Consider the following 18,733-nt stretch of genomic DNA (forward strand, 5'->3'; position numbering starts at 1 on the left):
TCCTTCGTCGAACTGCGCCCGTTCGCCGGCTTCACCTCGGCGGGCGGGCGCAGTTGCGTCGCTTCGATTCGTGGCCCGGGGGCTGTCGCGCACGTCTATCTCCTGACAGGGTTAGCCCATGACCGATCAGCCTAAAACCATCGTCTTCGACGTCAATGAAACGCTGTCCGACATGAGTTCACTCGCGGACGCCTTCGACGCTGAAGGACTCCCTCCGCTGACAGCGCGGGTCTGGTTCGGAGGCATTTTGCGGGACGGTTTTGCGCTGACCGTGACCGGCGACAATCGTGCGTTCTCCGACGTCGCCAAGGACAGCCTTCAACGTTTGTGTGCTGACATGCTGGGGTCGGGAAACCATACTGCCGCAGTGGACAACATTTTGGGCACACTGACATCACTGCCAGTGCACGACGACGTCGTTCCCGGCGTCGCAGCGCTCGCCGAACTCGCAGAGCTGGTCACCCTGAGCAACGGTGCGGCCTCTGTTGCCGAGGGGCTCCTCGCGCGGGCAGGCATCCGCTCCCACTTTGCGGAGCTGCTCAGCGTTGCGGATGCTGCTGCATGGAAGCCCGGGACGAGTGCGTACGGGTACGCCGCCATGGAACGTGGCAGGCAACCGGCAGAGATGCTCCTGGTCGCTGTGCATCCCTGGGACATCCACGGAGCGCATCGCGCGGGGCTGCGTACGGCGTGGATCAACAGGACGGGTGGCGCCTATCCCACGTACTTCGATGCGCCGGACCTCGAAGCAGGCAGCCTCCCGGAGCTCGTCGAGAAGCTGCCGGCGGGATAGTCGCTCCAAAAAGGTGCTTTTACTGCATGCAATGAAAGCAGTGCATGCACCTCTCTGAACGAACACCCTTGGCGCTCCGTCGTACGCAACCGCAGAACTGATTCAGTTCTGCGGTTTTCCTCACTCAAGCCTTGGAATGCGGTTCTAGTCTGAGAAGAGTCGGATGGGGGATGCATGTCAGCGGGAGTGACACCAGGGGGAGGCGCCACCGAACAGGCGCACCGGGCCCGGGAACGGGTTGAAAAGCTGAAGCAGGAGTTGGCGCGCGCCGAGCAGCAATTGCACGCCTGGCAGGCCGGTGCGTTGGGCGAACGCATCGTCGCCGAGCGGCTGGCCGAGCTCGAAGGTGAGGGCTGGCGTGTCCTTCACGATGTGCACTGGCCGGGGCGGCCAAAAGCGAATCTGGACCATGTGCTCGTTGGCCCGGGAGGCGTCGTCGTTCTCGACACGAAAAACTGGACCGGCACGGTCGAACTACGGCGAGGGGAGCTGCACCAAAACGGGCACCGGGCACGGCGAATTGACACTGTGCTGGACCAGGCGAGCGCCGTCGCAGCACTGCTTGAACCACAGCATCGGCATCTCGCCGCCGGATGGATCTGCCTGATCGGTCAACCGGGTGTCGCTGGTCGCTCCAACAGTGGGGTCCGCGTTGAAGGCGCAGAAACCTTCATACCGGCATTGCGCTCACTGCCGACGGTGCTGGATATCGTCGCGATCGACGCGATCGCCCTGCACCTTAGGGGGCTACTGGCCGGTGATCGCAGTCCGGGCTTGTGGACGACCCGGGAACTCGAGGAAAGCAGCGACGCTGCTTCGCATTCATTTCAGCGTCGCCGTGGTGGGGTTCGGGACCGGGTGGCTATGGCGCCGCCGTCGTCCCGGCAGCGAGAGTCCCGTCAAAGTTCACAGCGCCGAAGGAAGAAGCGATCCGGACTTGCAGGAGCGGTGATCAAGTTGTCCTTGCTCGTCATCGGCATCATGACGCTGCTGAACATCCTGGACGGTGTCGCAGAACGATCACAACCGGCTCCGGCGCCAATCCCAATAACGACCGTTCTGCCACCGGATGGAAGTTGACTGTCCTTCGGAACGCTGCGGCAGTTGGATGGAGGCGCCTAGCATGGAGCAGGACATCCCCGAGCGGAAGGCACCGGCATGATTTTTATCGTCGTCAAGTTCAACGTGAAACCAGACTGGAGTGATCGCTGGATCGATCTGACGCGCGAGTTCACCGAAGCCACCCGGGCTGAACCCGGCAACCTCTGGTTCGACTGGTCGCGCAGCGTTGACAATCCCAACGAGTTTGTCTTGGTCGAGGCATTCGAAGACGACGCCGCCGGCGACCATGTGACCAGCAGCCACTTCGCGCAGGCCATGAAAGATATGCCGCAGGCACTGGTGGAAACCCCGCGGATCATCAGCGAACAGATCTCGGCCACCGGATGGAACCGCATGGGCGAACTCACCATCGACGGGAGCGCCGATGTCTCAGGGCAGTGAAGCCGGAGGAGGAAACTCCCATCACCCGGTGCTGATCATCGGCGGCGGGAATGCGGGTATTTCCCTCGCGGCACGACTCAAGCGCTACCGGGTCAAGGGGATCGCCGTCGTCGACCCCACAGAACAGCACCTGTACCAGCCGTTCTTTTCCCACATCGCCGGTGGTACAGCCAAAGCGGAAGTAGCGGTCCGCCCGCAGGAATCCGTGATGCCGAAGGGTGTCACCTGGCACCGGGACTCCGCGACAGCCATCGATCCGGCGGCGAAAACTGTGACGCTTGGATCCGGGCAGACCCTCACGTATGAGCACCTCGTGGTGTGTCCCGGAATCCAGAAGAACTGGAACGGGATTCCCGGTCTGCAGGATGCCTACGATTCCCCCTACGGCGCAACGAACTACAGCCTCGACCTCGCGGTGAAAGCCTGGCGCCTGCTCAGCAGCCTGCGTTCCGGAACCGTGGTCTTCACCATGCCCGACGGGCCCATCACCTGCGGCGGCGCAGCGCAGAAGCCCATGTACCTCGCGTGCGATTACTGGCGCTCGCAGGGCGTCCTCGACAACATCCGCGTGATCCTCGCCGTTCCCACGAGGACCGTGTACGGCGTCGATGTTGTGGACGAGGAGCTGAACCGCAAGATCACCGAGTACGGCATTGAACTGCGCTGCACCACGGAGCTCACCTCGGTTGACGCCGAGGACCGCCTCGCAACCCTCCGCGACACCGCGCGCAGTACGGAGGAACAGGTACGGTACGACGTTCTGCACGCAGCACCGCCGCAATCTGCTCCGGAATGGATCCGCGCTACCGGGCTGGCCGACGACGACGGTTTTGTCGCCGTGGACAAGCACACTCTCCGACACATCACCCACCCAACGGTCTGGTCATTGGGCGACGCGGCGGGAACACCCAACTCGAAGTCCGGTGCAGCGCTCCGTCAGCAGACCAAGGTCCTCGCGAAGAACCTGGAGTCGGTGCTCAAGGGCAATCAGCCGGGCCAGAAGTACAACGGGTATGGCGCCTGCCCTTTCACTGTGAGCCGTTCTACAGTGGTGCTTGCCGAGTTTGATGACACTCTCACGCCCAAACCCACCGTTCCCGGCTGGAAGGGTCTCGCGAAGGAGAAGCGACTCACCTGGCTGGTGGAGCGGTACGGATTCATCAGGCTGTACTGGTACGCCATCTTGAAGGGCCGGGCCTGAGCCCGCGTTCTGGTTCTACAGAGAGGATTCGCATGTCCAACCAGATCACCGTCACCCGCACCTTCGCAGCACCAAGGGAACGCGTATTTGCCGCGTGGACCGATCCTGCTGACTTTGCAGTGTGGTTCGAAAGCTCACAGGTCAACGTGCCGCTCGACTCCCTCGTGCTCGACGTGCGTCCCGGAGGTACCTGGAGCGCCGTGATGGAACTGCCGGACGGCAACACCATCAACTGGGAGGGCGAGTACACGGAGGTGACTCCGCCCGAACGGCTCTGCCTGACCATGACCGACCGGCCCGGCACTGATCCGGGAGCTCCTATCGAAGTCACCTTTGCGGACGTAGACGGCGGTACACAGATGACCCTGGTGCAGGACGCTCCGGACTTTTCAGAGGACCAACGCGACCAGACCGCAGCGGGCTACCAGGCGTTCTTCGACGACATGGAGGGGCTGGTCGTCACCTGATGGCTTGATCTTCTGATGTCATAAGCTCCTGGTGGCCGCAGCACCTGGTGGCCGCGGTTTGTGATGCCGGCGTCTTCTGGTTTGATGCGGCCGGTTGGATCGTCAGCCGCGTCGGCGACCCCGGTAGACCGCATCCGCGACAGCCAGCGTGGCGCCGTCGGGACCGCTGGCTTCCCGTGGACGCGATTCGACTGTCTGGTGTTCCCAACCGTCGTCGAGCAGGCCCACAATGTCCTCCGCCGTGAAGTAGAGGTCCGGGACATCGGGACGCGACACACCGCTCTGCATGTCCGAAGGATGATGCCCGACAATGAGCAATGTCCCGCCCGGTGCGACGGCGCGTGCCAGGTTCCTGAACAGCGAATCACGTTGCGTGGTGGGCAGGTGCATGTACTGCGCGGTGACGAGGTCGAATGCACCGGCCTGAGGTTCCCAGACGGTCAGATCCTGATGTTCCCAGCGCACAGGCGGGGTGGTGGAGCCCCGGTTCTCGGGTTGATTCTCGTGATGGTCCTGCTCGTGTTCGGCTGCGCGGGCAAGGGCAACCGCTGAGATGTCGACGCCGATGACTTCCCAGCCGCGTTCGGCCAGCCAGAGTGCGTCGGCGCCTTCTCCGCAGCCGACGTCGAGAGCTGTGCCGGACGGCAGTCCGTCTGCTTCAGTGACCAGTTGCGGATTCGGGCGACCACTCCAGATGCGCTTCTTTTCGCCATAGCGGGCGTCCCAGAAGGCTTCGTCGAACTCGCGGGGTCCATGCTCGTGGTGCTGGTGCTGGTGCTGTGAGTGCTGGTCATGCTGGTCTTGCTGTGAGTGCTGTGATTGCATCAGGAAACCTCCGCTCCCATCCTGCTATCCCGCGGGGCGGCTGCGGAAGAGGAATCTGCGGAAGAGATAACTGCGGCGGAAGAGTGAGCAGCCCCGGAAGAGGGAGTAGCCGTCGAAGATTCCCGGTGGGCTGCAAGATCCTGCTGCAGTTCTTCGGCCATCAGGTCATTGTTGATCGCCATCGCAGCCATCGATCCCGATGCAGCGGACGGCAGTACCTGCAGCATCAGGTTGGCCACGTTTCCTGCTGCCCACACGCCGTCCACGCCGGTTGCGCCCATGTCGTCCACGGCGAGGTGCTCTCCGACGCCCATCGGATGCTGGACCGGAGCAAGACCGAGGCCAGCGAAAATTCCGGAATTGGCCACGAACCGTGGCGCAACGACGAGAGCTTGCAACGGAACCACACGACCGCCGGTGAGTTCCACGCCGCTGAGGGTGCCGCCGTCGTTCTGGTTCAGTACGCGGGAAACCGAGCCGTCGACAACCGTGACGCCACGCGCAGCCAGGTGCTCCCACTCCTCCTCGGTGGGTTCGACGGTGTCGTTGAGCAAGAGAGTGATGCTGCTGCTCCATTGGCGGAACAACAGTGCCTGATGCACTGACATGGCACCGGTGCCGAGGATGCCGATGTGCTGGTCGCGTACCTCCCAGCCGTGGCAGAAGGGACAGTGCAGCACTTCCTGGCCCCACCGTTCGTGGAGTCCGGGGATGTCCGGCAGTACGTCCGTGAGGCCGGTGGTCAGGAGCAGGCGGCGGGAGAGGAGGACAGTCCCGTCGTCGAGCGTGGTGCGGAAGCGATCGTGAGGATTGTCGGTGGAAGCAACGTCGACGGCGGTGCCGGGAACAATCACGCCGCCGTAAACCTGTACGTCAGCCCTGCCTGCGGTCACGAGGTCCAGCGGGTTCATACCCTCACGGGTGAGGAAACCGTGTACGCCGCTGGCCGGGGAGTTGCGTGGTTCGCCGGCATCGACGACCGCGACACTTCGGCGGGTACGCCCGAGCATCAGCGCAGCACTGAGGCCGGCACCACCGCCACCGATAACGACGACGTCATATGAGTTCAGTTCAGATGTCATGTACTCATCGTGGATGGCGGAACTTCGATCAGCAAGTAAGCTTGCTGATATGGCAAACTAGAGTCCATGACGGATGAAATTGGTGAAGCACTTGCGGCAGTAGGTCCTCGGTTGAGGGCGCTGCGGGTAAAGCGGGACGTGACACTCCAGTCGTTGTCCGAGTCGACCGGGATTTCGGTGAGTACCTTGTCGCGGTTGGAATCGGGCCAGCGTAAACCCAACCTGGAGTTGCTGCTTCCGCTGGCTCAGGCGCATCAGGTGCCGTTGGATGAGCTCGTTGGCGCACCGACCACCGGTGATCCGCGCGTTCACCTGCGTCCGATCGACATGGGTCGCGGAACGGTGGTTCCGCTTACACGCAGGCCGGGAGGCATTCAGGCCTACAAACACGTACTGCACGCTGAAATGGCGCTTGAGGAACCGGACCTGAAGGTACATGAGGGTTATGAGTGGCTGTACGTACTGAACGGAAACCTGCGGATGGTTCTTGGTGAGCTCGACCTGGTGCTGCCTGCCGGTGAAGCGGTGGAGTTCGACACCCGGGTGCCGCACTGGTTTGGGAAGGCTGACAGGCATGCGGTGGAGTTTCTGAGTCTGTTCGGGCGTCAGGGGGAGCGGCTGCACCTGCGGGCGAAGACGACGTAAGCGGCAGGCAGCGGTGGTGGGCGCAGTCGGCGCGGCTCGGGCGGGCTGGGCTGCTCGTGTGCAGTCGGTGCTACTCGGGTGGGCTGGGTTGCTGCGCTGCTCGGGCGCAGTCGGCGCGGACTACTTGGCCTCGGTGCGCCGGGTGATGCGTGCGCAGCAGTAGGGCCCTTCGGGATCCGGAGTGACCGCGTGTGTGGCTTGCGTCGCCCCCGGTTGCCGGATCCTGTTGTGGGCTCCGGATTGCCTGTGAAGTCGGACATCTGTCGAGCCTTTCTCCTGTGCTTGCACCATTGACTTCCTCAGTGCGCGGTGTGCAGAGTGCTGGTACCACTACCCGCAGCGACGTTTTATGGCGAGCTCGCAGTCGGAGGCCCCTGCGCGACCAAATTTCTAAACTAACTGTTCGTGGCAATGCGCCTTTGCGGGCCACCTCACCGGACGAAGGACTTTCAATGGACAGCACCAGTTCCCAGGAACGCAATGACGCAATGGTGATCATCGGGGCAGGCCTGACGGGCGCGACGGCGGCCGCAACCTTGCGTGAGGAAGGCTTCACTGGTCCTGTGGTCCTCGTGGGGGCGGAAGGCCAGATACCTTACCTGCGTCCGCCGCTGTCGAAGGGATTTCTTGCCGGCAAAGAGAACGAGGAATCACTCCTGCCGTACCCCGAGCAGTGGTACGCAGAGAACGACGTCGAACTCCTCACCTCAGACGAGGCGGTCAGCGTCGATTCCACCGCCCGTGCGGTTACTTTGTCGAGTGGCCGTTCACTCTCCTACGGTCGGCTGCTGCTCGCTACGGGCGCTGTTCCCCGTCAACTGAACCTGCAGGGTACCGACCTCCAGGGGGTGTACTACTTCCGCACGAAAACGGATAGTCAGCGTCTTCATTCAGAGTTGACAGGCGGTGGCCGCCACCTTGTGCTTATCGGATCCGGCTGGATAGGTATGGAGGTTGCCGCAACTGCACGTGAACTTGGCAATGAGGTCACCCTGCTCGGGTTGGAAGAAGTTCCGTTGAGTGCGGCGATCGGTCCCAGGCTCGGCACAGTTTTCATGGATCGCCATCGGGAAGCTGGTGTCCAGTTCAGGCTGCCGGCTTCGGCGAAAGAAATCAGGGGTGACGATGCCGGCCGTGTCACTGCAGTAGTAACCGATGCGGGTGAAACCCTGTCCGCGGATCTCGTTGTGATCGCCATTGGGGTGGTGCCGCAGACGGCGCTTGCAGAAGGAGCCGGACTCACCATCGAGAATGGAATTCAGGTCGATTCGGGGCTACGGACCAGTGCCGAGGGCATCTTTGCAGCTGGAGATGTGGCCAGCGCGCTGCATCCTGTCACGGGTCAGCATGCGAGGAGTGAGCATTGGGCAAACGCCATCAGTGGCGGAAAGGTGGCAGCACAGTCGATGCTCGGCCGAGACGCTGTGCTGGACGACATTCCGTACTTTTATACCGACCAGTTCGATCTGGGCATGGAGTATTCCGGCTACGGTGCCCTGACGAAAGATGCGGACATGGTGGTCCGCGGTAGCCTCGAGGATCGTGAGTTTGTCGCCTTCTGGCTCCGCGACGACCGGGTGGTAGGCGGTATGAACGTCAATGTGTGGGACGTGCAGGACGGGATCCAAGACCTCATTCGGAGCGGCAAAGCTGTGGACCGCAGCGTGCTCGCTGATCCGGACTCGGACCTGAAAACTGCCTGATGGGGGATCGGACCTGAGAGCCTGAGCTGGAATCGACACGGGCTGCGCGCTCAAGCCCGGTCAGGTCTCTGATGTAGCACTCGCACCGGCCCACAACCGACCCACAACCGGCGTCCGGTGCCTTTGGCCAGGGCTTCGCCGCTGGTCAGGGTTCTGCCGTTGGTCAGGGTGGTGCCGCGCGTTGGGTGCCCGTGTGGGTGTGGGTGCTCGCGTGGGTGTTGGAGTCTGTGCCGATGTTAGAGCGCGCGAGGTGGTTGTGGATGGCTTGTTCTACTTGCCAGTAGCGGTTGCGTTTGGGGGTTTGGTGGGGGTCGAGGTATTTGGGTGGTGTGAACCAGGGGATTCCGTTGATTGATTCGACGGTCCAGTTTCCTTGGTGGATTTGGTGGTGATGCCAGGAGCACAGCAGGACGCCGTGGTTGAGGTTGGTGGTTCCGCCTGTTGCCCAGGGGATGGTGTGGTGGGCTTCGCACCAGGTTGCGGGCGTGGTGCAGTCGGGGAAGGCGCAGCCTTTGTCGCGTGCGACCAGTGCCCGTCGCAGGTGGGGTGGGAAGAGGCGTTGGGTGCGGCCGATGTCCAGGACCTGGCCTTTGCCGCCGAGTACCAGTGGGAGGATGTCGGCGTCGCACGCGAGTTTACGGATGCTGCGGGCGCTCAACTGTTGGGCGAACACCGAGTGCCCGTCATGCCCGTTGTCTGCCAGGTCGCTCATGTCGTTGAGGAGGTCGCGGTAGTTGATGGTGACCATTACTTGGGGGCGGTGGCCTCCGGTTGCGGGGAGGCCGTCACCTGCGAGTGCGATCCGGCAGGCTGAGACGAGACCGTCGAGAAGGCTCTGTTCACGGGTCGGCTGATCGGGGCTGGAGCCGGCGTCGTTGGCGCCGCCGTCGGTGAGGTTGCCGTTGTCGGCCGCGGCAGGTGGGGTATCGCTGTGGTTTGCGTCGTCCTGGTGAACGGTGCCCTGGTTTCGGGGGTTGGTGGCGGTGTTCATGACGGTGATGAGGTGTTCGTATTGTTCGTCGGTGGCGCCGATTTCCATGAAGTGCAGGCCGTGGCGTCTGCCGCGCAGGAACACGCCCTGGCGTGCGCGGAGGATTTTGTCGGTGGGTTCGGTGCCGTCCTGGTCGATGATGTCTTCCCAGCGTTGGGCCAGGGCCCGCAGGACGTCCTCATCGGATTCGACGGCCTGGTGGACCAGGTGCTCTTCCATGGCATCGAGCTCGGGGCGGGTCGCGGCGGGTGACACGCGGTGCATGGCGTTGCGGATGATGGTGGCGGCACGGCTGCTGAGCGCGCCGGCACTGGTTGCTTCAGCCAGAACAGCCAGGGCAGGCTCTACGGCGGCTCCTGGTCCGGGAAGCTCGGGTAGGACGTCGTGTCCGAGCCGTAGCCGGCGGTTCGCTTCGGTGCGGCTGATACCGATTTTCGCCCGCAGGTAGTCCGCGGTGTTCTTGTAGGGGTCCCGGGCGTCCGTGGTGGCGAGCTGGTGGTCTTCGGCGGCACGGGCAGCCACGGTCTGCAGATGATCGACCAGTTTGGAGAGTTGCTCGACCTCGACCAGGGTTGCCGCGGCCTCCTGCGGACTCAGCGTCAGGTACGACGACTCAAACTGCTGGGCGAAGCTCAATAGGCCGGACCGCAGGCCACCCAGAAGAGAAGCATCTTCCATGGTGGGTTCGAGCACTGCGACGGCCATACCCAAATTTTATCGAACACGCGTTCTAACCGCGATCGAATACCGCCAATGTGGAGGACAAGTGAAACAAACTTATCCACAGCCCAGCCAACCCGCACTCAGCCCAGCGCACGCTCCAGTACGAAGTCCGTCTCGACATTCCGTCCAAGCTGAAACGTCTTTGCCCCTACACGCGTGAATCCGTGCTTCTCGTAGAAGCGGACGGCACGGGCATTGCGGTCATTGGTGCCGAGCCAGATTCCTTCGGCACCGGTTCCCTTCGCAGCAATCTCCAGCGACGCTTCCATGAGGCGCGACGACGATCCCTGCCCGTGGTGCGACGGATGCACATAAAACTTGCTCAGCTCCACGGTGGGGAAAATCGAGAGCGAAGACCTCACCTGCTCGTCCTTGGGCAGCCCCTTGACCAGCGTGCTCCAGGCAAGAAGGTGCCCGTCCTCCCGCAGACATAACAGGATTTTGTCCGGGTCCGCGATGTGCTGGGTGAACCGCTCCTCGGAAAGCTCCGTTGCGATGAAATGTGCGATGTCGTCGGGATGCGATGTCGGCGGACAAGCGAGCGGGAAGGTGACGGCGGCGAGGGTGGCGAGGGGGCCGGCGTCGTTCGCGGTGGCATGGTCAATAACAACGGTCACGGAGTCAGGGTAGCGCTGATTGCCGGCCGGGACATCGATCCCGTATCGGAAATGACGCGGCCGCCCTCAAGTGTGACTACCCGTTCTGCTCGTTCGATGTCCTCGGGTGAGTGGCTCGATTCGATGATCGTGACGCCACGCTGCAGTTCCTCGTCGACCGCCACTCGGATGAGCTGGTGTGCCGCTGTGTCCAGGCCGGCGGTGGGCTCGTCAAGGATGAGGATGTCCGCTTCCTGTGCGAGTCCTTGCGCAATGAGCGCCCGCTGCCGCTGCCCTCCGGAAAGTCCAGTGAGCTGCCGATCTGCGAGGTCCGAAATTCCCAGGCGTTCCATGGCGTCCCGCGCAATCCGGCGATCACGCGGACCAAGCGGCAGCAGCCAGGGCCGGTGAGGCCACCGTCCCATCTCGACCGCCTGGCGCACGGTGCTGGGAAGCGTCTCCGGGATCCGCGTGTGCTGGATGACAAAGGCCGGCCGGCTGCTGGTGGTGAGGAGCACCGAGCCGGACTGCGGCCTCAGTACGCCGGCAGCCAGCGCCAGCAGCGTCGACTTCCCGGACCCGTTGGTGCCCGTAACCACCGTATGCACCCCGCGCTCGAACGTGAGAGTGAGGCCGCCAAGCGCCTGCCTGCCCGGATAGGCGTATCGAACACCGCTCACAATCACCATGATTTCTCCTTATGTGCGAATCATTCTCATTATCAATATAGGATGAGTCGCGATGGAATGGTTACTTGAGCCCCTGAGCGCGTCCTTCGTGCAGCGTGCCGTGATCGGCGGCGTGCTGGTCGCTGTGTTCTGCGCGGTGGTCGGCATCTGGGTGGTGGTGCGGGGTATGGCGTTCCTCGGAGACGCGATGGCGCACGGGCTGCTGCCGGGAATCGCGATCGCGTCGCTGCTGGGCGGCAACCTGATCGTCGGCGCAGCGGTCAGTGCTGCGGCGACCGCTGCGGGCGTCTCGGTGATCACCAGGAACCGGAGGGTCTCGCAGGATACGGCGATCGGGCTGCTGTTCGTCGTGATGCTCTCACTCGGGGTGATCCTCGTGTCTTCGGCCGGCACCTTTGCCGTGGACCTGACCGGCACGCTGTTCGGAGACGTCCTCGCCGTCGCAATAGACGACATCCTGGTGCTCTCGATCGTCGGCGCCGTAGTCCTGGCCACTGCTGCCGTCCATCACCGCGCGTTCACCGCCGCCGCGTTCAATCAGCAGAAAGCCGCGAGCCTCGGCCTGCACCCTCGCCGCACGCACTTCGTCCTGCTGTGCCTGATCACCTTGGCGGTAGCGGCATCGTTTCAGGTGGTCGGCACGCTTCTCGTCTTCGGCCTCCTTATCGCTCCGCCGGCCGCAGCGCTGGTCTGGGCGAAATCCATCCGCACAGCGATGGTCCTCGGGTCCGTTCTCGGCGCCGGCAGCGTCGTGGTCGGCTTGTGGATCTCCTGGTACGCCTCCACCGCGGCCGGAGCCACCATCGCACTCGTCGCCGCCCTGTCCTACTTCGTCTCCGCGCTCGCCCACGGACTCCTCAACCAGGCACGAACCGCTCCCTCCTTAGAAACGGAACTTCAGCCCAGTGCATCGAACTAAGACCCCTCTCCTCCTGCTTGGCCTGCTCCCGCTGCTCGCAGCATGCGCAACGCCCGACGCCGGTACCCAGCCCGACGCCGGCAGCCAGACTCCTGCTGAAACGGCACCTCACGGCTACATCGCCGGAGCGCAGGAAAACTCTGAGCCGCAGACCGGGCTGCTCACCCTTGACCGCGAAACCGGCGAAGCCCAGCTGCTCTCACTCCTGACGGAAGAAACCGTCGACGCCGGCACCTTCGGCCCCGTCAGTACGGTCCACCAGGACGGCCGCTACACCTTCATCACCACCGACGATGGCATGGATGTGTTCGACACCGGTGCCTGGACCGTCGCCCACGGAGACCACGACCATTACTACAGCGCCGAGCCCGGCGTCGTCGGCACACTGGAACTCGAAGACCCGGGAGCCGTTGCCGGCAACGGCTCGGTGATTGCCGTGTTCTCCGATTCGGAGGGGTACGCCTCCCTCTACCTGAGGGAGGATCTGGACGCCGGCAGGATCGTCGAGACCGGACGCATCACCACCAGCCCGCACCGCGGAGTCGCGGTTCCCTTCGAGGACTTCTTCCTCGTCAGCGTGGCAGGGGCGGACGGAATTCCCGACGGCGTCGAAGTGCGGAATCTCGACGACCAGACAGTGCTCCCCAAGGCACGTTGCCCCGGGCTAAGTGCGCATGCGCAGACGCGTGCCGGCGTCGTCTTCTCCTGCACAGACGGCGCGCTGTTGATAACGGAGGACGACGGCGCGTTTGCAGCCGAGCATATCCCGTACCCCGCGGACGCTTCAGCCGAGCCCGCAGACACGCTGAACCACCGCCCCGGTTCCAACGAGCTTGCGGGTCCCGCTGGCGACACCGGGGTCTGGCATCTCGACGTCTCGGAGCGGGTATGGACGTTCCTTGAGACACCCGTTCCGGTGGTCGCCGCGTCGGCAGTAGGAGGAGACACACAGCGCGTTCTCGCCGTGAGTACCGACGGCTCCCTGCTGTCCCTCAATCCTGAATCCGGCGCAGTCCTCAACCAGGTTCCGCTGCTGGAACACGTCGAGGATTCGGTGCCCCAGCTCCGCATCGACACGTCCCGTGCCTACGTGAGTGATCCGAACGGCTCGACGGTGTACGAGATCGACTACGCCGACGGCCTCCGCGTTGCCCGAAGCTTCGACGTTCCGTCCGCCGACTTTCTGCTGGAGACCGGACTGTGAGGCGCGCGCTCACCGCCGCAGCGCTTGTCCTCGCAACCGGATTGAGCGGATGCTCCGCCGCCGCCGCGGACCGGCCCACCGTCGTCGTCACCACCAACATTCTGGGCGATATCACCCGCAACCTCATCGGGAACCAGGCCGAGGTCGTCGTTCTCATGGAATCGAACGCAGACCCGCACTCCTTCGGGATTTCGGCCCAGCAGGCGGCCCAGATCGAGAACGCCGACCTCATCATCTCCAACGGCGCAGGGCTCGAGGAGGGCGTGCTCAACCATGTCGAAGCAGCCGCCGCGCAGGGCGTGCCTGCTATTGAGGCCATGGACGCCATCGAGCCGATCACTTTCACCCACGACGACGACGGCACTACCTCCCACAGCGCCACTGACGGCGACGGCGGCACTACCGACGATCCCCACTTCTGGACCGACCCCGGCCGGGTGGCCCGGGCGTCCCAGGCGCTTGCCGACGGAATTATCGAGCACGTGGACGGTGTGGACGAAGGCCTCGTCCGCAAGCAAACCGCCGCATACCGTACGAAACTCAGCGTGCTTGAAACCTCCATGGAGGACAGCTTCGCCACGATTCCCGGGGACAGGCGCAAGCTCATCACAAACCACCATGTGTTCGGTTACCTCGCCCAGCGGTTCGGGTTCGACGTCATCGGCGCAGTGATTCCGAGCGGAACCACGCTGGCCTCGCCGAGCTCGTCGGACCTTGATGACCTAACCGGGAAAATCCGGAACGCGGGCGTCGTCGCGATTTTCGCGGACTCCTCCCAGTCGCAACGGCTTGCCGAAGTGCTTGCCGCAGAGGTGGGCACTGATATCGACGTGGTCCCGCTGTTCACAGAATCCCTCGGCGTTGAAGGTTCGGGCGCCGACACCTATCTCGACATGATGCGCGCCAACACCGAACGCATCGCTGCAGCACTGTCATGAATCAGCACTGTCATGAATCAGCACTGTCATGAATCAGCACTGTCATGAATCAGCACTGTCATGAATCACCCACCGAAAGGAATACCCATGCATCACCGCTCCAAACCCGCCCGCTTCACCTTCGCCCAATCCAGACCCGCCCACTTTGCCACGGCGCTCGCGGTCACGGGCCTTGTACTCACCGGCTGCGGAACCAACCCCGAACCGGCAGCAACGGGTGCCGCCGACGCCGCAGTAACCGTCGCTGAACCCACACCGCGCCTAGTCACCACGTACGACGGCGGCATCCAGGTGCTCGACGGTGAAACGTTCGAGGTGCTCGGCGACTTCCCGCTGGATGGCTTCAACCGGATCAATCCGGCCGGCGATGGACGACACGTCATCATCTCGACCGCCGAAGGCTTCGAGGTGGTCGATACCGGCGCCTGGACCGACGGCGGCATTTCCTACGCTGAGGAACCGATGATGACGGACATCGCCTTCCCCACGAGCAAACCCGGCCACGTGGTCCGCCACGACGGCAAGACCATCCTCTTCAGTGACGGAACCGGCGAAGTGATGGTCTTCGAATCCAGCGACCTCGCCGAAGGCCAGCCGGAGGTCGAGACCTACTCGGCGGAGGAAGCGCACCATGGTGTCGCCGTCGAGCTTTCCAGTGGTGAACTGGTGCTCACGCTCGGCAACGAGGAAGAGCGCCCGGGCATCGTGGTGTTCGACGAAAATGGCGAGGAAATCGCCCGCAACGAGGATTGCCCGGGTGTACACGGTGAAGCGACGGCCGCAGGCGAGGCCGTAGTGATCGGCTGCGAGACCGGCGTCCTCATCTACGCGGACGGCGAGATCACCAAACTGGACAGCCCCACCGAGTACGGCCGGATCGGCAATCAGGCCGGCTCCGAGGAATCGGTCATCACGCTCGGCGACTACAAGCAGGATCCCGACGCCGAACTTGAGCGCCCCGAAACGGTCTCGCTGATCAACACCGAGACCAGTGACCTCACCCTGGTTGACATCGGTACCAGCTACAGCTTCCGGTCGCTGGCCCGCGGTCCGCACGGTGAAGGGCTGGTCCTGGGAACAGACGGCTCGCTGCACGTGATCGACCCCGACACCGCCGAAGTGACCAACAGTTTCCCGGTGATCGGCGAGTGGGAGGAACCGCTCGAATGGCAGCAGCCGCGGCCCACGCTCTTTGTCGAAGACCACACCGCCTACATCACCGACCCGTCAACCAACACCATCCATGCAGTTGACGTGGAATCCGGGGAAACCACCGGAACCGGTGAAGTGGAGCACACTCCGAACGAGCTGACCGCCGTCACCGGATGAGCTGAGCAAGCTGAAGGACCCCATCGCTGTGATTGATCAGCGGCGGGGTCTTTCGCGGTCCCACGGCCCGGTCCTGTCGCTGACCCACGGCCGCACGCTGGCTTAGGATCGAAGGACCGCCTCTGAGCTGTGCCGATGCTCACGCGTACTGACCGTCCGGAAGGCTGGGATGCACGTGTTCCCTCGAACCGCGCACGCTGTCGGTGCGCCCTCCCGGCGTTTCCTCACCGTCGTTTCGGTGCCGTCTTGGTGGCGGCACTGATTCCGCTGGCACTTTTCGGACTGTCCGACGACGGCGGCACCGCCAACCTTGTCGGCTGGACTCTGCCGCTGGTGCGCGTGCTGGTGCACCTCACGAGCCTGACAGCGATCGCACTGCTCTGCGTCGGCGTACTCTTGCCTGCGGGCGACTTACCCGCCGACGGCTCACCCGCCGAGGACTCACCCGCCGACAACGCCGGTTCGGAAAATCTTTCGCCATTGGCCGTGCGGCTCGGCAGGCGGGGGAGTGTGGCGGCGCTGGCCGCCGTCGTCGTTTGTGGGGTGTTCCTGCTGTGGACCTATTTTGAGGTATTGGGAGAGGGGCCGCTGCAGGGGGCAGGATTCGCTGACTTCGGGGTCTTTCTGGACCAGCTCGCGTCAGGGCGTGCGCTGATCGCGCAGATCGGATTCCTGCTGGCCAGTGCGGTCACGGCATGGGTTGCACGGACTTCCACTGCGCTGAAGATGGCACTGTTCCTGGCCGTTGCGGGTACCACTACGCTGGCCCTCGGCGGTCACGCCGCTTCTGAGTCCGGGCACGGCCTCGCGATGTTCAGCATGACCGGGCACATTGCGGCAGCGTCAGTGTGGGTCGGCGGGCTCGCGGGCCTCGGATGGCTAGCGCTTCACCGGAACGACGAGCTGCACACCGCGGTGAAGCGGTTCAGCCGCCTCGCGCTGATCTGCGCGGCGGTGGTCACTGTCAGCGGCGTGGTCAGTGCGGTCGTGCGGGTGCCGGACCTTGCTGCACTGCCCGGTTCCCTGTACGGCTTGGTGCTGTTGTTGAAGGTGGTCGTGCTGGGAGGGTTGATCGGGATCGGGGCGTTGCACCGTCGTCGTCTGCTTGCCGGAACCTCCTTCAGCAGGGGCGACTTCGGAAAGCTGGCCGCCGGTGAACTGGTGGTGATGGGTGTCGCTTATGGTTTGGCCGTTGCGCTGGTGGGGCTTGAGCCGCCGCTGTAAACCTGGTCCATTCGGGGCTCGCACGTCCGGAAGGCCAGCGCTCAGGGTGCAACCGCGTGGCCGAGGATGTGCGCGACGCGCGGCGCCAGCGGCTGAACTGAGAACCCGAAGCGCTTGTTGTCGCTGACGTCGAACCCGGCGGCGATGATCGATTTCAACGTGTCCCGGTTGGGGTGGCAGCCGCCGGCAGCCCGTTGCCACAGGGGCGTCATCACGTCCTCGACGGCAGCGAGGACTTTCCGGTCGGAGCGGACGTGCTCGTAGAAGGCCAGAATCCCGCCCGGGCGCAGAACCCTGCGCGCCTCCGCCAGTGCCACACCCTGGTCCGAAACGCTGCACAATACGAGGCTCGCGACCACTGCGTCCGCACTGCCATCCACCGCCGGAATACTCTCCGCCGTGCCGGTGACCACCCGAATGGGAACGGAAACAGCGGACGCCCGGCGCCTGGCGAGTGCCCTGAGGTAATCGTCGGGTTCCACCGCCAGAACCTCGGTGACCGTGCGCGGATAGTGTGCGAAATTCGATCCGTCACCGGCTCCGATTTCCACAATCCTGCCGGTCAGGCCCGCCAGGAGTGCGCGGCGGTGTTCGTCGGCGCCCCTGCGGTTCATCCCCTCGACCGCCCGTGCATAGGCGCGGGCAAATCGGGGATGCTGCAGTTCGGCGGGTCCTGGCTGTGAATCCGGAACGGTCATCGCGGTCCTCCACCGTGTTCAGCCGGCCGGAACGCCGGCATCGTTCCCAACTCTGGGGGTGCACCGCTCCGCCGTCAAGGACCGCGAGGGTCACCGTCGTCGGGCTGTTGGGTCGCACGGCCAGACGACAATCAGAGCTCCGGTACGCACGGCCCCGCTCCGAGCTTCGCGAGACCGGCGAGGTCTCCATCAGCAAGGGTGGTTCGGCCGTCATTTTCCTCGTACATCAACTGGTTCGGGTCATCCACGTGGTCGAGGCCGAGCACGTGCGCCAGCTCATGGATGACGATGGCCCGAACGTGGTCGCGCCCGCTCTGGTAACCCAGGATCTCGGTCATGGCAGGCGCATCGAGCATTACCTGACCGGCCACGAGGACAATGGGTTTGTCCGGACGCTGAGCCACCTCACTACCGCCAAGCCCCGCTGTGGGACCCGCAAGATCCGGCACCTCGGCCGGGCTGGTCCACGTTATGAGGATCGGTGCCCAACGCTTGCCGTACAGCTCGGGCTGATACGAGTTGCGGCTCTCAGGGCTTGGAGCTTCGGTTGTTGGTCCGTCGAAGACGAAGGTAAACCCGGTCGCGGCAGCCACCTCGGCAACGGCCTCCTGAACGATCCCCTCGGTTCCGGCCGGCGCAAAATCGGGACGGACTACGTAATGCACGGGCCGACACGGATCATAGGCGACGAATTCCTGCAGGAGGCCCGGGTAGTCAAAGAGCTTGTACTGAGCTGAACCGGTCGACGGCGGCGGGGTGCCCAAGGGCATGGCCGATGCTTCAACCCCACGCGGCGGCACATTGGACCAGGGGAGGTGCGGAAGTACATCGGGGAAGATGTCACGTTCGAAGACCGTGGGAGTCAGGTAGAGCGCAACGACAAATGCGATGAGCGCTGCAGTGCGGACCCGCAACTTGAAGCTCGAAGACCGCGGACGACGGCGGCGGCGCGTCTTTGGCGCACGCATCCCGCCGTTTTCAGCCGCGTAGGCACGGAGCTGTTCGTTGAGCGCTTCTTCAAGCGCCCATTGCGGGACGCGTCCCGAGCCGGATTGCCGCAGCCCGCCCGACGACGGCGGCACTGACGACGGCGGACTAAATGGCGACGACGGCGGCCCGAAGGGCGACGGCGGCACATCGTCTTTTCGGGACCACTCGCGATCCAATACCCCCATGTGTGTCCCTTCCTTTTAGGGCAGACCT

At 64.0% G+C, this 18,733-nt stretch carries 19 protein-coding genes; 12 read left to right on the forward strand and 7 right to left on the reverse strand.

Features of this window, described 5'->3' with window-relative positions; genetic code table 11:
* The first annotated feature begins 118 nt into the window (after positions 1-118).
* The 5 genes from JOD47_RS11665 to JOD47_RS11685 all read left to right on the forward strand — a co-directional run bounded on the left by JOD47_RS11665 (position 119) and on the right by JOD47_RS11685 (position 3,964).
* On the forward strand, positions 119-793 hold the full coding sequence (locus tag JOD47_RS11665; protein WP_204534474.1) for a haloacid dehalogenase type II: 675 nt from the start codon (positions 119-121) through the stop codon (positions 791-793).
* Between the two features lie 174 nt (positions 794-967).
* Complete coding sequence (locus JOD47_RS11670) at positions 968-1,873, forward strand: nuclease-related domain-containing protein (RefSeq protein ID WP_204534476.1); 906 nt, start codon at positions 968-970, stop codon at positions 1,871-1,873.
* Positions 1,874-1,951: 78 nt separating this feature from the next.
* Positions 1,952-2,296 carry a putative quinol monooxygenase gene (locus JOD47_RS11675; protein ID WP_204534478.1) on the forward strand — a complete coding sequence of 115 codons (345 nt, stop codon included), beginning with the start codon at positions 1,952-1,954 and terminating at the stop codon, positions 2,294-2,296.
* A complete protein-coding gene (locus JOD47_RS11680) occupies positions 2,280-3,497 on the forward strand; it encodes an NAD(P)/FAD-dependent oxidoreductase (RefSeq protein WP_204534480.1) in 1,218 nt (405 codons plus the stop codon). The genes JOD47_RS11675 and JOD47_RS11680 overlap by 17 nt, the downstream gene beginning before the upstream one ends.
* 32 nt (positions 3,498-3,529) lie before the next feature.
* A complete protein-coding gene (locus JOD47_RS11685; RefSeq protein WP_204534482.1) occupies positions 3,530-3,964 on the forward strand; it encodes an SRPBCC family protein in 435 nt (144 codons plus the stop codon).
* Positions 3,965-4,066: 102 nt separating this feature from the next.
* On the opposite strand, the gene JOD47_RS11690 is transcribed toward JOD47_RS11685, so the two are convergent.
* Together JOD47_RS11690 and JOD47_RS11695 are read right to left on the reverse strand one after the other, a co-directional pair.
* Entirely contained in the window at positions 4,067-4,789 is a 723-nt protein-coding gene (locus tag JOD47_RS11690) for a class I SAM-dependent methyltransferase (protein WP_204534484.1), read from the reverse strand.
* Entirely contained in the window at positions 4,789-5,871 is a 1,083-nt protein-coding gene (locus JOD47_RS11695; RefSeq protein ID WP_204534486.1) for an NAD(P)/FAD-dependent oxidoreductase, read from the reverse strand. The genes JOD47_RS11690 and JOD47_RS11695 overlap by 1 nt, the downstream gene beginning before the upstream one ends.
* Before the next feature lie 66 nt (positions 5,872-5,937).
* Here JOD47_RS11695 and JOD47_RS11700 point away from each other — a divergent pair, with 66 nt between their 5' ends.
* Entirely contained in the window at positions 5,938-6,516 is a 579-nt protein-coding gene (locus tag JOD47_RS11700) for a helix-turn-helix domain-containing protein (RefSeq protein ID WP_204534488.1), read from the forward strand.
* A 452-nt stretch (positions 6,517-6,968) separates the two neighbouring features.
* Positions 6,969-8,219, forward strand: coding sequence for an NAD(P)/FAD-dependent oxidoreductase (locus JOD47_RS11705; protein ID WP_239548085.1), 1,251 nt, complete (start codon positions 6,969-6,971; stop codon positions 8,217-8,219).
* 163 nt (positions 8,220-8,382) lie between these two features.
* On the opposite strand, the gene JOD47_RS11710 is transcribed toward JOD47_RS11705, so the two are convergent.
* The 3 genes from JOD47_RS11710 to aztA form a co-directional block, all read right to left on the reverse strand.
* Entirely contained in the window at positions 8,383-9,915 is a 1,533-nt protein-coding gene (locus JOD47_RS11710; RefSeq protein WP_239548086.1) for an HNH endonuclease signature motif containing protein, read from the reverse strand.
* Between the two features lie 98 nt (positions 9,916-10,013).
* Positions 10,014-10,550, reverse strand: coding sequence for a GNAT family N-acetyltransferase (locus tag JOD47_RS11715; RefSeq protein WP_204534490.1), 537 nt, complete (start codon positions 10,548-10,550; stop codon positions 10,014-10,016).
* Positions 10,547-11,218, reverse strand: a complete 672-nt coding sequence (gene aztA / locus JOD47_RS11720; RefSeq protein ID WP_204534491.1) for a zinc ABC transporter ATP-binding protein AztA — start codon at positions 11,216-11,218, stop codon at positions 10,547-10,549. The genes JOD47_RS11715 and aztA overlap by 4 nt, the downstream gene beginning before the upstream one ends.
* A 52-nt stretch (positions 11,219-11,270) precedes the next feature.
* On the opposite strand from aztA, the gene aztB reads away from it, so the two are divergent.
* The 5 genes from aztB to JOD47_RS11745 all read left to right on the forward strand — a co-directional run bounded on the left by aztB (position 11,271) and on the right by JOD47_RS11745 (position 16,832).
* Positions 11,271-12,137 (forward strand): zinc ABC transporter permease AztB, encoded by an 867-nt coding sequence (aztB, locus tag JOD47_RS11725; protein WP_204534492.1) that lies wholly within the window; start codon positions 11,271-11,273, stop codon positions 12,135-12,137.
* Entirely contained in the window at positions 12,124-13,341 is a 1,218-nt protein-coding gene (locus JOD47_RS11730; protein ID WP_204534493.1) for a PQQ-binding-like beta-propeller repeat protein, read from the forward strand. The genes aztB and JOD47_RS11730 overlap by 14 nt, the downstream gene beginning before the upstream one ends.
* Entirely contained in the window at positions 13,338-14,279 is a 942-nt protein-coding gene (gene aztC / locus JOD47_RS11735) for a zinc ABC transporter substrate-binding protein AztC (RefSeq protein ID WP_204534494.1), read from the forward strand. Before JOD47_RS11730 ends, aztC begins: the two co-directional genes overlap by 4 nt.
* A gap of 87 nt (positions 14,280-14,366) precedes the next feature.
* On the forward strand, positions 14,367-15,608 hold the full coding sequence (gene aztD / locus JOD47_RS11740; RefSeq protein WP_204534496.1) for a zinc metallochaperone AztD: 1,242 nt from the start codon (positions 14,367-14,369) through the stop codon (positions 15,606-15,608).
* A gap of 249 nt (positions 15,609-15,857) precedes the next feature.
* On the forward strand, positions 15,858-16,832 hold the full coding sequence (locus tag JOD47_RS11745) for a CopD family protein (RefSeq protein WP_307836399.1): 975 nt from the start codon (positions 15,858-15,860) through the stop codon (positions 16,830-16,832).
* 41 nt (positions 16,833-16,873) lie between these two features.
* On the opposite strand, the gene JOD47_RS11750 is transcribed toward JOD47_RS11745, so the two are convergent.
* Positions 16,874-17,530, reverse strand: coding sequence for a class I SAM-dependent methyltransferase (locus JOD47_RS11750; RefSeq protein WP_204534500.1), 657 nt, complete (start codon positions 17,528-17,530; stop codon positions 16,874-16,876).
* Between the two features lie 131 nt (positions 17,531-17,661).
* Positions 17,662-18,705, reverse strand: a complete 1,044-nt coding sequence (locus JOD47_RS11755) for a matrixin family metalloprotease (RefSeq protein ID WP_204534503.1) — start codon at positions 18,703-18,705, stop codon at positions 17,662-17,664.
* Between the last annotated feature and the right edge of the window lie 28 nt (positions 18,706-18,733).

This window comes from Arthrobacter tumbae (assembly GCF_016907495.1).
In the GTDB taxonomy this organism is placed as follows: Bacteria; Actinomycetota; Actinomycetes; order Actinomycetales; family Micrococcaceae; genus Arthrobacter_D; species Arthrobacter_D tumbae.

What these genes read in the sequence shown, in the direction of transcription:
- aztA (WP_204534491.1), bottom strand. Translation starts at nt 11,218, where the DNA reads ATGGTGATTGTGAGCGGTGTTCGATACGCCTATCCGGGCAGGCAGGCG.
- aztD (WP_204534496.1), top strand. Translation starts at nt 14,367, where the DNA reads ATGCATCACCGCTCCAAACCCGCCCGCTTCACCTTCGCCCAATCCAGA.
- JOD47_RS11665 (WP_204534474.1), top strand. Translation starts at nt 119, where the DNA reads ATGACCGATCAGCCTAAAACCATCGTCTTCGACGTCAATGAAACGCTG.
- JOD47_RS11680 (WP_204534480.1), top strand. Translation starts at nt 2,280, where the DNA reads ATGTCTCAGGGCAGTGAAGCCGGAGGAGGAAACTCCCATCACCCGGTG.
- JOD47_RS11675 (WP_204534478.1), top strand. Translation starts at nt 1,952, where the DNA reads ATGATTTTTATCGTCGTCAAGTTCAACGTGAAACCAGACTGGAGTGAT.
- JOD47_RS11695 (WP_204534486.1), bottom strand. Translation starts at nt 5,871, where the DNA reads ATGACATCTGAACTGAACTCATATGACGTCGTCGTTATCGGTGGCGGT.
- JOD47_RS11685 (WP_204534482.1), top strand. Translation starts at nt 3,530, where the DNA reads ATGTCCAACCAGATCACCGTCACCCGCACCTTCGCAGCACCAAGGGAA.
- JOD47_RS11700 (WP_204534488.1), top strand. Translation starts at nt 5,938, where the DNA reads ATGACGGATGAAATTGGTGAAGCACTTGCGGCAGTAGGTCCTCGGTTG.
- JOD47_RS11705 (WP_239548085.1), top strand. Translation starts at nt 6,969, where the DNA reads ATGGACAGCACCAGTTCCCAGGAACGCAATGACGCAATGGTGATCATC.
- aztB (WP_204534492.1), top strand. Translation starts at nt 11,271, where the DNA reads ATGGAATGGTTACTTGAGCCCCTGAGCGCGTCCTTCGTGCAGCGTGCC.
- JOD47_RS11710 (WP_239548086.1), bottom strand. Translation starts at nt 9,915, where the DNA reads ATGGCCGTCGCAGTGCTCGAACCCACCATGGAAGATGCTTCTCTTCTG.
- JOD47_RS11750 (WP_204534500.1), bottom strand. Translation starts at nt 17,530, where the DNA reads ATGACCGTTCCGGATTCACAGCCAGGACCCGCCGAACTGCAGCATCCC.
- JOD47_RS11690 (WP_204534484.1), bottom strand. Translation starts at nt 4,789, where the DNA reads ATGCAATCACAGCACTCACAGCAAGACCAGCATGACCAGCACTCACAG.
- JOD47_RS11670 (WP_204534476.1), top strand. Translation starts at nt 968, where the DNA reads ATGTCAGCGGGAGTGACACCAGGGGGAGGCGCCACCGAACAGGCGCAC.
- JOD47_RS11755 (WP_204534503.1), bottom strand. Translation starts at nt 18,705, where the DNA reads ATGGGGGTATTGGATCGCGAGTGGTCCCGAAAAGACGATGTGCCGCCG.